At 30.5% G+C, this 259-nt stretch carries 1 protein-coding gene; it reads right to left on the bottom strand.

Annotation, left to right across the window (positions count from 1 at the left end; all coding sequences use genetic code 11):
- The coding region (locus tag SB679_RS25040; protein ID WP_410705017.1) for a hypothetical protein at positions 1-259 on the bottom strand (259 nt) is incomplete at both ends.

Below are 259 nucleotides of genomic sequence, written 5' to 3'. Positions count from 1 at the left end.
AGACTTTCTGGTTTTATAATTTCCATACTCAACCTCAGGATCTATTGTCTTGTTCAGCTCCAGAATTTCTCTAACATCATCTATTTTTGCAGAATCAGAAATTGCGTTTAAACCTTTAATAGTCAGCGAGTCTTCTTCTGTTAGGTTTTTTTTAGCCTTTATACTATCCAGTATTTTCTGTGTCTCCGGGGATTTTAATTTTTGAAAAACATTTATTTTATTTACTTCTTTGTTTTCATTGGAATCATTAAAGTTAAGA

Source organism: Chryseobacterium sp. SIMBA_029, assembly GCF_046535275.1.
Taxonomy (GTDB): domain Bacteria; phylum Bacteroidota; class Bacteroidia; order Flavobacteriales; family Weeksellaceae; genus Chryseobacterium.
The sequence above is the reverse complement of the archived record's forward strand: the minus strand, read 5'-3'. Positions and strand labels throughout refer to the sequence as shown.